Source organism: Streptococcus orisratti DSM 15617 (assembly GCF_000380105.1).
GTDB classification, from domain to species: domain Bacteria; phylum Bacillota; class Bacilli; order Lactobacillales; family Streptococcaceae; genus Streptococcus; species Streptococcus orisratti.
This window is the reverse complement of sequence record NZ_KB904448.1, coordinates 128,890-142,600: the sequence shown is the minus strand read 5'-3', so window position 1 is coordinate 142,600 and position 13,711 is coordinate 128,890. Positions and strand designations below refer to the sequence as shown.

The window sequence follows — 13,711 nt, the reverse complement described above, 5'->3', positions numbered from 1 at the left end:
GAGTTCTGATGAAGATTCATTTTATCGTACACGAAGTTTTTGAAGCACCTGGAGCCTACTGGGAGTGGGCTAGGAACCGTAGTCATGAACTTAGCCTAACCAAGCTTTATGAGGGAGAGCGTTTGCCAAAGGATTCTTCCGCTTATGACATGTTAATTGTTATGGGTGGTCCACAAAGCCCTAGGACGACACTTGCTGAATGCCCTTATTTTGATGCAGCAGCTGAGATTGCTTTGATACAAGAATTTATCACGGCTGATAAACCTATCATTGGAGTTTGCTTGGGAGCTCAGCTATTGGGCGAAGCCTATGGCGCAAAAGTTGAACACAGTCCTGAAAAAGAAATTGGCAACTTTTCGATTGTTCTTACTGGCTCTGGATTGGCAGATGAGCGACTAAAAACATTTGGACAAGGTTTGACAGTCGGTCATTGGCACGGTGATATGCCTGGTTTGACTGAGACGAGTGAGGTACTAGCGGTCAGTCAAGGATGCCCGAGGCAGATTGTCAAATACAGTGATAAACACTATGCTTTTCAATGCCATTTAGAGTTTTCAAAACCCTTAGTTGAAGCACTTTTGGCAGAAGAGGCTGATTATGATGAACAAGTTAAGACGCATTCATATCTTCAAGCTAAACATGATATTTTAGCCTACGATTATTCAGAAATGAATCATGTTTTAGAACAATTTTTAGATGCTTTCACAGAATAAACAATTTAAAAAGAGGGCTTACTGGTTACGTTTTAGCATTACACTCCTTTTAACTAGTATAGTAGCAGGAGTAGGTGGCATTTTACTTCATGACTTACTAGAATTGGTTGAAGGGATGATTTTTGGTCATGGGGAAAGTACAGGGGCACAGCCTGTCACAACCCTACAATTTACCATCATACTATTAGCTGGTAGTATTTCAGCATTCATTTGGTTTGTTTTACAAGATAAAAATCGTCAAATTATCTCAATCAAATCACAACTAAAGGCTGCTGATGACGGCGACCGTCCGATACTTTGGATACACTTGATACATATTTTTCTTCAAGTGGCTTCAGTCGGAGCTGGTTCACCTATTGGTAAAGAAGGTGCGCCACGAGAGCTTGGAGCTTTAGGAGCAGGTCGTATTTCTGACCGAATGGCATTGACCTTAAAAGACCGAAGGCTCGCTATCGTTTGTGGAGCGTCAGCAGGGTTGGCAGCTGTCTATCAGGTACCGATTGCCAGTATCTTTTTTGCTTTTGAAACACTCGGTTTAGGGCTATCATTTTTGAACCTTATTTCAGTTTCAGGCACAGTGATTCTAGCTAGTTTCATTGCGGGAACGGTTATTCCAGACACACCACTTTATCAATCGGGACAAGTCGTGCTCGATGCTAAAACATGCGGTCTTGCAGTGCTTCTAGCCATTCTTATCACCCCCTTAGCGCAGCTATTTCGCCACCTCACCCAAAAAGCCCAAGCTAGCAAAGTAACGACTAAAAGCATTTTGTGGAAACTTCCCCTAACCTTTTTACTTCTTGCATGTTTTTCTCTCTATTTTCCGGAGATTTTGGGAAATGGCGGAGCTTTAGCACAAGCTGTTTTTGATGGGACGGGTGTGTGGTATGCCTTAGCTTGCGTGGTTATTAAAGCTGTACTTGTTTTGCTGACGCTGAAAAATGGGGCTTACGGAGGTACTCTGACGCCATCATTTTCAATAGGCGCCGTCCTAGGATTCTTGATTGCAGTGCTGTGTCAGGTTGTTTTTCCAGAGTTATCGCTAATTTCGGCTATGTTAATTGGTTCAAGTGTCTTCTTAACCATTACCATGAATGCTCCCTTAACAGCTGTTGGTTTGGTTGTGTCGTTTACGGGACAATCTTTCACTGCTCTTCCAATTTTACTTCTCGCAGTTATCGTAGCCTTTGCTACAAAAACGATTATTGAACACATTGAAAGGAACTATTATGTCAATTCATATCGAAGCCAAACAAGGCGAAATCGCAGATAAGATTTTACTTCCAGGAGACCCCTTGCGTGCCAAATTTATCGCAGAAAACTTCCTTGAGGATGCCGTATGTTTTAACAATGTTCGGGGGATGCTTGGCTATACCGGAACTTATAAAGGTCACCGTGTTTCTGTGATGGGAACAGGTATGGGAATGCCATCCATCTCTATTTATGTGCGTGAGTTGATCGTTGACTATGGTGTTAACAAATTAATCCGTGTCGGAACGGCAGGTTCTATTGATCCAGATGTCCATGTGCGTGAACTGGTTCTTGCCCAAGCTGCAGCAACGAATTCAAACATCATTCGAAATGATTTCCCAGAATATGATTTTCCACAAATTGCGGATTTCAAACTTTTGGATACTGCCTACCACATTGCCAAAAAACTAGGGATGACAACACATGTCGGTAGCGTACTGTCATCTGATGTTTTTTACTCCAATATGCCAGAACGTAACATGAAACTGGGAACTCTTGGTGTGAAAGCCATTGAAATGGAAGCTGCCGCTCTTTACTATCTTGCAGCCCAACATCATGTTCAAGCACTTGGTATTATGACTATCTCTGACAGTCTTGTCCACCCAGAAGAGGATACAACTGCCGAAGAACGTCAAACAACTTTCACCGATATGATGACAGTTGGGCTAGAAACGCTCATCGCTGACTGATGTCTCACAACTATGAACACATAGACATCCTCTTGGATGTCTATGCTTATAATCATGCTTGGAAAATCGCAGAGCAAGTTCCAAATTTTCCTGAGCAAAGCCTCTATCTTCTGGAAATGCTGAAAGAGCGCAGAGAGTTGAACATTGATTTTGTTTTTAAACATAGGTTAGAAAATCAAACAATCAAAGACTTTTACAACTTTGAGCTGATTTCTAACGCCTATGAGGAAGAACTTTTAGCCAATTACATCTTTGATCTTGAAGCCAAGGTCAAAAATGGAGAAATCATAGACTTTGTCCGCTCAGTCAGTCCTATCTTGTACAGATTATTTTTTCGCTTAGTGCAAAAAGAAGTACCAGATATCAGACAATTTATTCATGATGCCAAAAATGATCAATATGACACATGGCTTTTCTTGAAAATGAAACAGAGTAACTACCAAATTTTTAATGACTACCTTAAAATTCGCCGTGATGGTAAAGTAACCTCTAAAAGCTTGGCTGATTTCTTACAATTTACTAGCCTTCCTAAACCTATTAAGAAATTAATTTTGGAACTTAGAGACTTTGAAAAATCTGTTCGCAATCCACTTGCTCACCTTATCAAACCTTTTGACGAAGAGGAATTACATCGGACAACAAACTTCTCATCTCAGGCTTTTCTAAATAAAATCATAGATTTGGCAATCTTTGCTGGAATACATTACGATCGGAAACACTTTTATTTTGACAGAGTTAATGCTATCATCAAAGAGAATCTAGCTATTGATAATTTTTAACAATCTAACATTAACAGTAAGTTATTATAGTATGCCTACACAAGAGACTTTACATCCTTACAAAAATCGCCATTCCAATTTAGTTGGAGTGGCACTTATATTTAATAAAAATGACTTAAATTTTCCAAAACAAGCCAGTCAGGCGAGGTTTCGAGTTTCAAGGAGGATTAGATTAGTCGGCATCGAATTTAACCTCTTCAAGTAAGTATTCAATAAAGCGCTCTCCCATCTTAGAAAGATTGGCTTTTTCATGACGGATATAGACAATGTCAATCATATCTTCAACATCAAGTGGGATAGACACGATATTGTCACCGTTGAGGTTGCTATTGAGGATGCCGGTTGCAGTTGTGTACCCATCCAGTCCAATCAAAAGATTGAACAAAGTTGCGCGATCACTCACGACAATAGACTTTTTGTGAGGAATCTGGGACATAATTTCTTCTGAAAAGTAGAAAGAATTATGAATCCCTTGATCGTAACTCAAATAAGGAAAATCTTCCAAGTCTTCAAGCGAAACCATCTGACGATCAGCTAAAGGATTGAATTTACTGACAAAAATATGAGGGCGTGCCTTAAATAAACTCGTGTAGGTCAAATGACTATCATCGAACAACTTAGTTAGGACATCGCGATTATAACTGTTTAAAAAGAGAACTCCGATTTCTGAACGAAAGTTTTTGACGTCATCAATAATTTCGTAGGTTCGTGTCTCACGCAAAAAAAGCTCATACTGAGACATATCAGTTCCTTTTAACAAGGAAACAAAGGCGTTGACAACAAAAGCATAGTGCTGAGCCGATACGCTGAAAAGTTCACGCGTAGTCGTCTTACTTTTATATCTCTCCTCCAGAAGTGCTGTTTGCTCAATGATTTGACGAGCGTAGGATAAAAATTCAACCCCATCCTTGGTGAGAGTGATTCCTTTAGGATTACGAATAAATATCTCAATTCCCATCTCTCGCTCAAGGTCACGAACGGCATTAGAAAGACTAGGTTGAGTGATAAACAGCTGTTTGGCGGCTTCATTCATACTTCCTGTTTCAACGATTTTTATAATGTAGTGTAATTGTTGGATTCTCATAGCATTAGTTTAGCTCAAAATGCCAATTGTGGCAAGCTTTTAGAACCCTTTTGATAAAAAAGAAGAAATTACATTTGTCATGGAAATGTAACAAAGACTGCCAGAAAGTTTCTAACTTATCATGAAATACTGATTTTAAGGGCTTTTGACAATTGTTTAAAAAATTAAGAAAACTGTAAGAATTTTTAAGGAATTGAAAAAATGTAAGTTAAATGGTATATTATACTGTGGATTAAGATATATTTAAGAAATGGAGACTGTAATGACCAAACGTTCACAAAGTCGAAAGAAGTCGGGTAAAGTATCTACCACTGCCATGATTGTCAATCTTGCCTTGTTAGCACTCTTCACAGTTTTAGGGGGAGTTGTTGTCTATATGACTTATCGGTACAACTTTCTGGCCTTCCATAACATCAATGTTATTTATACAGGAGTTTTGGTTGCTATCTTTATCTTGAGCCTTCTCGCAATCATATTCAAGAAAGCTAAGGTTCTAACTGGAATCGTCCTGGTTTTTTTCACAATTTTGACAGGTGTGACACTTTTTGGATTTAAATCGGCTATTGATGTTACTAGTAAATTTAATGAGACTGCTTCCTATTCAGAAGTTGAGATGAGTGTTGTCACATTAGCCGATAGTTCGCTAAATGATCTTTCAGAAGTAACAAGCTTGCAAGCACCCACAGGAGCTGACAAGAATAACATTGATGAGTTAATGACACAAATTCGTACAGACAAAGGTTTGGAATTGACACCAGAATCTGTAGATTCCTATCAAGTGGCCTATGAAAACTTGAAAAATGGCAGCAGTCAGGCTATGGTTCTCAACAGTGCTTACTCAAGTCTTTTAGAGATGAACTATCCCGACTACGCCTCATCACTAAAAACTCTTTACACTTACAAAATAACTAAGAAAGTGACGACTGATGCCAAACAGGCAAATGCTGACTCTTTCAATATTTACATTAGTGGGATTGATACCTATGGCTCAATCTCTACAGTATCTCGATCAGATGTCAATATCATTATGACTGTAAATATGAATACTCATAAGATTCTATTGACAACGACCCCACGGGATTCATATGTTAAAATTCCAGATGGTGGAGGCGATCAGTATGATAAACTCACACACGCAGGGATTTATGGTGTCGAAACTTCTGAGAAGACACTCGAAAATCTTTATGGTATTGATATTGATTATTATGCACGTATCAATTTCACAACATTCTTAAAGTTAATAGATCTTGTAGGTGGTGTTGAAGTTTATAATGACCAAGCCTTCACAAGTTATACAAACAATAAATTCTCATTTGAGGTTGGGAATATTACTCTGAAGACAGGGGAAGAGGCTTTAGCTTTTGTTCGGGAACGTTACTCACTACAAGGTGGAGATAATGATCGCGGCAAGAATCAAGAAAAGGTCATTGCTGCCCTTGTGAACAAGTTAGCTTCGCTAAATTCAATTTCTAACTTCTCAGCTATTATCAATGGCTTACAAGATTCTGTCCAAACCAACATGCCGCTAGATGCAATGATGAGTTTGGCTAACACTCAGTTATCATCTGGAAGTAAGTTTACTGTAACCTCACAAGCTGTGACTGGAACAGGCTCAACAGGTCAATTAACTTCATACGCAATGCCGACAGCTAGTCTATATATGATGCAACTTGATCAAGCCAGTGTCGCAACGGCTTCACAGGCTATCAAGGATACGATAGAAGGAAAATAAGTATGATTGATATTCATTCGCACATTATTTTTGACGTTGACGATGGTCCAGACACACTAGAGGAGAGTCTAGCCCTTATTAAAGAGAGTTACTCACAGGGGGTCAGAACGATTGTCTCAACATCACATAGACGAAAAGGGATGTTTGAAACGCCAGAAGAAAAGATTTTTGCAAATTTTTCAGTCGTCAAAGAAGAAGTCGAAAAAATCTATGATGATCTAACACTCTGCTTTGGTGGGGAACTCTACTACAGCAATGATATCCCAGAAAAATTATCTAAAAACCAAGTACCTCGGATGAATGGGACACGCTTTGCTTTGGTTGAATTTAGTATGACAACACCTTGGAAAGAAATTCATACAGGACTCAGTCAAGTGTTGATGCAGGGCGTGACCCCCATAGTTGCGCACATTGAGCGCTATAATGCTCTGGAATCTAACAAAGAACGTGTCAAAGAATTGATTGATATGGGATGTTATACTCAAATCAATAGTTCGCATGTGCTTAAACAAAAACTTTTTGGAGACAAGTATAAGGTTTTTAAAAAGCGTGCACGCTACTTTTTAGAAGAAGATTTGGTTCATTGTGTCGCAAGTGATATGCACAATACTGGTGAGCGTAAACCTTACATGAAAGAGGCTTATCAGATCATTTTTAAAGAATTTGGCAAAAAACGCGCCCATAATCTTTTTAAAAATAACCCTCAAACTTTGTTAGAAAATAATTATCTGTAAATAGGAGAAACTATGAACACGAAAGACAATGCAAGTATTGAAATTGACGTCCTTCAACTCTTGAAAAAACTTTGGAGCAAGAAATTCTTAATTATTTTTGTTACCTTATTTTTGGGAACACTGTCTCTATTAGGAAGTATTTTTATACTTAAACCATCTTACACTGCAACAACACGGATTTATGTAGTTAATCAATCTGGAGATTCAAACCTTAACCAAGACCTTCAGGCTGGTTCATATTTGGTCAATGACTATAAAGAAATTATCAATTCCCCCGAAGTTTTATCAGATGTCATTACTGATGCAAAGTCAAATCTTTCAACACAACAGTTATCAAAAATGGTTTCAGTGTCAATCCCAACTGACACACGCTTAATTGCCATTTCAGTTGAAAATCAAGATCCCAAGGAAGCAGCAAAATTGGCTAACAGCATTCGAAAGGTATCCTCTGAGAAAATCAAAACCGTTACCAAAGTGCAGGATGTGACAACACTTGAAGAAGCAGAAGTTCCTGATAAACCTTCCTCACCAAACATCAAGCGTAATGCTGTATTGGGGGCATTAGTAGGAGCATTCTTGGCTGTAGTAGGTGTCTTGCTTGGCGAAATCTTGGATGATCGTGTCCGTCGTGCAGAAGATGTTGAGGAAGTTTTAGGTTTGACTTTGCTTGGTATCGTGCCAGATATGAGTAAGATGTAGAGAGGAGATAAATTAATGTCACAATTTGAACTTGTGAGGGCTAAAGCTCAGACAATGCATCAGGCAGAGGAGTATTACAACTCCATCCGAACAAACATTCAGTTTAGTGGTCGTGAACTAAGAGTTTTAGCGCTTACATCGGTACAGCCCGGTGAAGGGAAATCAACAACTTCGGTTAATCTTGCTATTTCTTTTGCTAATGCTGGTTTTCGCACTCTTTTGATTGATGCTGATACGCGTAATTCAGTTTTGTCTGGAACCTTCAAAGCAGATAGCAGTTATCAAGGACTCAGCAGCTACCTTTCTGGTAATGCAGAGTTGTCAGATGTTATTGGTGATACCAGTGTGCCTAATCTGATGATTATTCCAGCTGGTCAGGTACCACCTAACCCGACATCGTTGTTGCAAAACGACAATTTTCATCAAATGATAGAGACTGTCCGTAGTCTATACGACTATATCATCATTGATACACCACCGATTGGTTTGGTCATTGATGCGGCTATTATCGCAAACAATGCAGATGCCAGTATTTTGGTCACTGAAGCGGGTGCTATTAAGCGCAGGTTTGTTCAAAAAGCTGTCGAACAAATGGAACAAAGTGGAACACAGTTCCTAGGGATAATTCTAAACAAGGTGAACAATACTCTTGAACGCTATGGGGCATACGGTAGCTATGGAGACTATGGCAACTATGGTAAAAAATCTAAATAAAATAAGAAAAGCTAAAATGGGAGTTTTATAAGGTGAAGACAAACAATAATATTCTTTATCATACTATCAAAAGATTTCTGGATATTATTATTGGACTCATAGGGACTGTAGTGTTGGTCTTTCCAATTTCTTTTATAATCTTCGTTGTTTATAAAATGAAGGGATACAAGGGGAGTATATTTTTCACACAAGTGAGAAATGGTCAGTATGGAAAAAAATTTAAGATTATTAAGTTTAGGTCTATGGTGGAAAATGCTGAAGAAGTACTAAAGTCAGATGAGGAATTGTATAAAAAATATATTCAAAATAGTTATAAATTGCCAGCCAATGAAGATCCACGGTTGACAAGTATTGGTAACTTTATTCGTAAAACTAGTATCGATGAATTTCCACAATTCGTAAATATTCTAAAAGGTGATATGAGTTTTATTGGACCAAGGCCAATTCTTGATAAAGAGTTGGAAGAGTACACTGCCGAAGAACAGAAAATATTATTGTCTGTTAAGCCAGGCGCTACTGGTTGGTGGCAAGTTTCTGGCCGAAGTGAGGTGTTTTATCCAGAACGTTGTGAACTTGAGCTTTATTATCCTAGAAATCAGTCTTTGGTTTTAGATTTAAAAATTTTCTTTTTGACGATAAAAAAAGTATTTACGCGGGAAGGAGCGCACTAACGATATAATCGAGACTTTTTAAAAGTTTTAAAATGATGTAAGCAAAGTGAATATGTTAAATAAAAATCATTTTCGAAATAATAATTCAATTAAGTTAAATATTGTTATGAATTTCATTCTAACAATATCTAATTTTATTTTTCCTTTAATAACTTTCCCTTATGTTTCTCGTGTCTTATTGCCAGTAGGAACAGGAAAGGTTGCCTTCGCAACATCAATTGTTTCTTATTTTGCTATGGTTGGGATGTTAGGGATTCCCACCTATGGGATTAGAGCTTGTGCGAAGGTTAGAGATAACAAAGAAAAATTATCCAAGACAGTACAAGAAATTATGGTTATCAACACCATAGCAATGACGTTATCACTGATTACCTACGTATTGGCTATTTTTTTGGTACCTCGTATGACTCAAGATAAAACTCTATTTATGATTAATATTGCTATGTTGGTATTTAATCTAATAGGTTGTGAGTGGCTATACAAAGCACTAGAACAGTATTCATACATTACCATTAGGTCTATTATATTAAAATTTATTTCGCTTATCCTGATGTTTCTTTTGGTTCATCAAAGGAGTGATTATGTCATTTATGGGGCAATTACGATTCTAGCTAGTGTGGGATCAAATTTTTTTAATTTTATCAATTTAAGAAAGTTTTTGCATCTTAAATGGTATTCTAACCTGAACTTATCTCAACACATCAAACCAATATTTAGTTTTTTTATGATGACTGTGGCAACAACCATTTATACCAATCTCGATTCTGTTATGCTTGGTTTCATGAAGGGAGATGAAGCGGTAGGTTATTACAATGCTGCCGTTAAAATTAAAACGATTCTCGTAAGCTTAGTAACCTCTATGGGAGCAGTGTTATTGCCGAGATTATCATTTTATATTAAAGAAGGTAGGGATAAAGACTTTAAAATTTTGACAGTACGATCGTTGCAGTTTGTCTGTTTTATTTCTATTCCTTTGTGGGTCTACTTTACTCTGTTTGCAAAAGAAGGTATTTATTTCTTATCTGGTAATGCTTATACTGGTTCAATTGTGCCTATGCAGATTATTATGCCAACCTTATTTCTAATTGGTATTTCAAATTTACTAGGTATTCAAATACTAGTACCAATGGATAGAGAGAACGATGTCTTAAAGTCTGTTAGTTTTGGAGCAGTTATCAACTTAATTGTAAACGCTATTTGTATTCCTAAATTTGGTGCTTCAGGTGCAGCATTTGGTACATTAGTTGCAGAGTTGTTTGTAACAATATATCAAATTTATGTGTTGCGAGATTTCCTAAATTTAATTATTTCGGACATTAAAATTTACAAAAATTTATTGGCAACTCTTTTAGCTTCCATTGTTTCTTTGATCGTTAGTATGGTGTTTAAGAGGATGTCAGATTTTCTAGTACTGTTGATTTCAGCAACAGTTTTTGGTACGATTTACGGAATTATAAATTTATTCTTAAAAGAAGATTTTACTATGTACTTAGTGAGATATGTAAAAAAATAGGAGAATGACATGTCAAATTATGATTATTTAGTTGTTGGTTCAGGGTTGTTTGGCGCAATCTTTGCACATGAAGCGGCTAGAAAAGGAAAAAAAATAAAGGTTATTGAAAAGCGTAATCATATTGCTGGTAATATTTTCACCAAAGAAGTTGAAGGTATTCAGGTGCATGAGTATGGTGCACATATTTTCCACACATCTGATAAGGAAATTTGGGACTATATTCAACAATTTGCAGAATTTAACCGCTATACTAATTCACCAATTGCAAACTACAAGGGTGAAATTTATAATCTGCCTTTTAATATGAATACCTTTAACAAACTTTGGGGAGTTGTCACACCTCAAGAAGCACAAGCTAAAATTGAAGAACAGCGTGCAGTTCTAAATGGTAAAACACCTGAAAATTTGGAAGAACAAGCCATCTCATTAGTTGGTACAGATATCTACGAAAAACTGATTAAAGATTACACAGAAAAACAATGGGGTAAACCTTGTACGGAATTGCCATCTTTCATCATCCGCCGTTTACCAGTACGATTGACATATGATAATAACTATTTCAATGATACCTATCAAGGTATTCCGATTGGAGGCTATACGCAAATTGTTGAAAAAATGTTGGCGCATGATAATATTGATGTTGAGACTGGTGTCGATTTCTTTGAAAATAAGGAACAATATTTGCAAGATTTTCCTAAAATTGTCTTTACAGGTATGATTGACCAATTCTTTGATTATCAACTCGGAGAGCTTGAATATCGTAGTCTGCGATTTGAAACCGAAACTCTTGATACAGATAACTATCAAGGAAATGCAGTAGTTAACTATACAGACTCGAAGACACCTTACACACGTATTATTGAACACAAACATTTTGAATTTGGTACACAAGAAAAGACTATCATCACCAAAGAACATTCTAAAACATGGGAGAAAGGTGATGAACCTTACTATCCAGTCAACAATGATCGTAACAACCACCTCTATAAGGAATACAAAAAGCTGGCTGAAAAACAAGGAAATGTCATCTTTGGCGGTCGTCTTGGACAATATCGCTATTACGACATGCATCAAGTCATTGCAGCAGCACTACAATGTGTGAGAAGTGAAGTGAAATAAGGGGAGATATCCTTGAAAAACGTTAAACTGATTATTGCAACGCATAAGAAATTTCGAATGCCTAAAGATTCTGAACTTTACCTTCCTGTTCATGTTGGACGAGAAGGTAAGGATGATTTGGGATATGTCGGTGATAATACTGGTGACAATATTTCAAACCTCAATCCTTACTACTGTGAGTTGACGGGTTTGTACTGGGCTTGGAAAAATCTTGATTGTGATTATTTAGGTCTAGTGCACTATCGTAGATATTTTACAAAGAAGAGTCAATCTTATAATGAAAACATTAAAATTGACGATGTTATTTTGTCCCAAAACGATATTGACAAATTATTGGACGAGGCAGATGTCATAGTTCCTAAGAAACGTAAGTATTATATTGAGACACTTTACTCACATTATGCTCATACACATGACTCAAACCATCTAGATCTGACACGACAAATTGTTAAAGAGTTGTCGCCAGATTATTTAGAGAGTTTTGACGATGTAATGAAACAACGTAGTGGCTACATGTTCAATATGTTTATTATGAAAAAAGAGCTAGTCAATACTTACTGTTCATGGCTTTTTCCAATTATAGATGAACTTTATAAATGTTTAGATATTAGTGGCTACTCAGCATTTGATGCACGATTATTTGGACGCGTGAGTGAGCGTTTGTTTAATGTATGGTTAAAGAAAGAAGATGTAACTATCAAAGAAGTTCCCTTCATGTATATGGAAAATGTTAATCTTTGGAATAAAGGGAAATCATTCCTAGAAGCTAAGTTCCTAGGGAAAAAATATGGTAAGAGTTTTTAGGGAGTAGGTATGAAAATCAAAATTGATCGAAAATCACTTAATGATTGGTTGGTTTACTGTGGTGTATCTCTGTATATAATAGTATCATTACTAATGACAACCTTTTTTTCAAAATATATTCCAGGAGCTCTTTACCATCTGGTTTCAATGCTATCAATCTTTTTGATTTTTTTACATAATATTCTGACTGTAAAAAAAGGAATAGGAACTTTTGGTGCAATCTTTACTTTAGGTATAATGAGTTTGTTAATTTACGCTTCCATAGGATCTTTTCAGACTTATATCTATTCATTGATTATTATCTTCCTACTAAGAGATTTTGATTTTAACAGGCTAGTAGCGATCGTACTACCTGTTATTGTTATCGTATTTGTTTTCGTTATTCTTAGTAGTAAATTAGGTATTGTTCAAGATTATGTTGAAATTTCAGCAACTCGTACCCGACACTATTTAGGTTTTCGTTATTCACTTTTCCCATCAACGGTAATGTTGAATATTGTAGGACTTTATATATACAGTAAGCAAGAAGCTATTACATATAAAAGTTTACTTTTGTTAACGTTATCTGTTCTATGGATATACTTACAGACTAATTCACGTCTAACAGCTCTATCAAGCTTAATTCTCTTGATTTTAGGACTTTTACTAAAATATTTTCCAAAGTTCTTAATAAAAATACGTTATCTCTTAACCATTCTTATTCCGTCGTATATCTATGGTGCAGTGGTGAGCTATATTATCGCTGGGAAATATATTACAGCAGGGAGTGGTTTGCGTGCCTTGAATAGATTTCTAGGTGGACGTATTTATCTAGCTAGTAAATCCCTAGCGTTCTATGGATTCGACTGGTTGGGTAAAAATATCCAATGGGTGGGAAATGGATTGAGTGAAGATGGTAAGAGAAGTACGATGTCATACCTATATGTAGATAATATGTACATTCAGGTACTACAAAAATATGGTCTTCTGTATTTGATCATTTTTGTAACACTTCTAACTCTCACTCTGTTTATTTTGTATAAACAGAGACAGTACTTATTACTATTAATTTTAAGCATTTTAGCGGCCCACGCTATGATTGATGATCTTACATTTAACTTGCATTATAACTTTTTCTTAGTTTTGTTAGCGCTCCCTTTTGCAGTGAAGTCTATGAAAATTTATAAAAAGGAAAGCATCAATCAATTGTAAGTACGGTTTACTGGAAAG

The 13,711-nt window shown here is 36.6% G+C and carries 14 protein-coding genes; 13 read left to right on the top strand and 1 reads right to left on the bottom strand.

Annotated elements, in window-relative coordinates; all coding sequences use genetic code 11:
• The first annotated feature begins 8 nt into the window (after positions 1-8).
• Genes A3I7_RS0100785 through A3I7_RS0100770 form a run of 4 tightly spaced genes read left to right on the top strand, consistent with a single transcriptional unit; the run spans position 9 to position 3,432 of the window.
• A complete protein-coding gene (locus tag A3I7_RS0100785; RefSeq protein ID WP_018374882.1) occupies positions 9-713 on the top strand; it encodes a glutamine amidotransferase-related protein in 705 nt (234 codons plus the stop codon).
• Positions 697-1,986, top strand: a complete 1,290-nt coding sequence (locus tag A3I7_RS0100780; RefSeq protein WP_018374881.1) for a chloride channel protein — start codon at positions 697-699, stop codon at positions 1,984-1,986. Before A3I7_RS0100785 ends, A3I7_RS0100780 begins: the two co-directional genes overlap by 17 nt.
• On the top strand, positions 1,943-2,653 hold the full coding sequence (gene deoD / locus A3I7_RS0100775) for a purine-nucleoside phosphorylase (RefSeq protein ID WP_018374880.1): 711 nt from the start codon (positions 1,943-1,945) through the stop codon (positions 2,651-2,653). Before A3I7_RS0100780 ends, deoD begins: the two co-directional genes overlap by 44 nt.
• Positions 2,653-3,432, top strand: a complete 780-nt coding sequence (locus A3I7_RS0100770; protein WP_018374879.1) for a hypothetical protein — start codon at positions 2,653-2,655, stop codon at positions 3,430-3,432. The genes deoD and A3I7_RS0100770 overlap by 1 nt, the downstream gene beginning before the upstream one ends.
• Before the next feature lie 172 nt (positions 3,433-3,604).
• Here A3I7_RS0100770 and A3I7_RS0100765 read toward each other — a convergent pair whose 3' ends face one another.
• Positions 3,605-4,516, bottom strand: a complete 912-nt coding sequence (locus A3I7_RS0100765) for a LysR family transcriptional regulator (protein WP_026217056.1) — start codon at positions 4,514-4,516, stop codon at positions 3,605-3,607.
• A gap of 262 nt (positions 4,517-4,778) precedes the next feature.
• Between A3I7_RS0100765 and cpsA the strand changes: the two genes are divergently transcribed.
• Genes cpsA through A3I7_RS12260 form a run of 9 tightly spaced genes read left to right on the top strand, consistent with a single transcriptional unit; the run spans position 4,779 to position 13,693 of the window.
• Positions 4,779-6,248, top strand: coding sequence for an LCP family glycopolymer transferase CpsA (cpsA, locus tag A3I7_RS0100760; protein WP_018374877.1), 1,470 nt, complete (start codon positions 4,779-4,781; stop codon positions 6,246-6,248).
• Positions 6,249-6,250: 2 nt separating this feature from the next.
• The gene (gene cps4B, locus A3I7_RS0100755; protein WP_018374876.1) at positions 6,251-6,982 is read left to right on the top strand and encodes a capsular polysaccharide biosynthesis protein Cps4B; all 732 of its coding nucleotides are present in this window, start codon (positions 6,251-6,253) and stop codon (positions 6,980-6,982) included.
• A 12-nt stretch (positions 6,983-6,994) separates the two neighbouring features.
• The gene (locus A3I7_RS0100750) at positions 6,995-7,681 is read left to right on the top strand and encodes a Wzz/FepE/Etk N-terminal domain-containing protein (RefSeq protein ID WP_018374875.1); all 687 of its coding nucleotides are present in this window, start codon (positions 6,995-6,997) and stop codon (positions 7,679-7,681) included.
• Positions 7,682-7,696: 15 nt separating this feature from the next.
• The gene (locus A3I7_RS0100745; RefSeq protein ID WP_018374874.1) at positions 7,697-8,395 is read left to right on the top strand and encodes a tyrosine-protein kinase; all 699 of its coding nucleotides are present in this window, start codon (positions 7,697-7,699) and stop codon (positions 8,393-8,395) included.
• A gap of 32 nt (positions 8,396-8,427) precedes the next feature.
• Positions 8,428-9,066 (top strand): sugar transferase, encoded by a 639-nt coding sequence (locus tag A3I7_RS0100740; protein WP_018374873.1) that lies wholly within the window; start codon positions 8,428-8,430, stop codon positions 9,064-9,066.
• 52 nt (positions 9,067-9,118) lie between these two features.
• Positions 9,119-10,579 (top strand): flippase, encoded by a 1,461-nt coding sequence (locus A3I7_RS0100735; RefSeq protein WP_018374872.1) that lies wholly within the window; start codon positions 9,119-9,121, stop codon positions 10,577-10,579.
• 9 nt (positions 10,580-10,588) lie between these two features.
• The gene (gene glf / locus A3I7_RS0100730; protein ID WP_018374871.1) at positions 10,589-11,698 is read left to right on the top strand and encodes a UDP-galactopyranose mutase; all 1,110 of its coding nucleotides are present in this window, start codon (positions 10,589-10,591) and stop codon (positions 11,696-11,698) included.
• Between the two features lie 12 nt (positions 11,699-11,710).
• A complete protein-coding gene (locus A3I7_RS0100725; protein WP_018374870.1) occupies positions 11,711-12,502 on the top strand; it encodes a DUF4422 domain-containing protein in 792 nt (263 codons plus the stop codon).
• Between the two features lie 9 nt (positions 12,503-12,511).
• A complete protein-coding gene (locus A3I7_RS12260) occupies positions 12,512-13,693 on the top strand; it encodes a hypothetical protein (RefSeq protein ID WP_018374869.1) in 1,182 nt (393 codons plus the stop codon).
• The last annotated feature ends 18 nt before the right edge of the window (positions 13,694-13,711 follow it).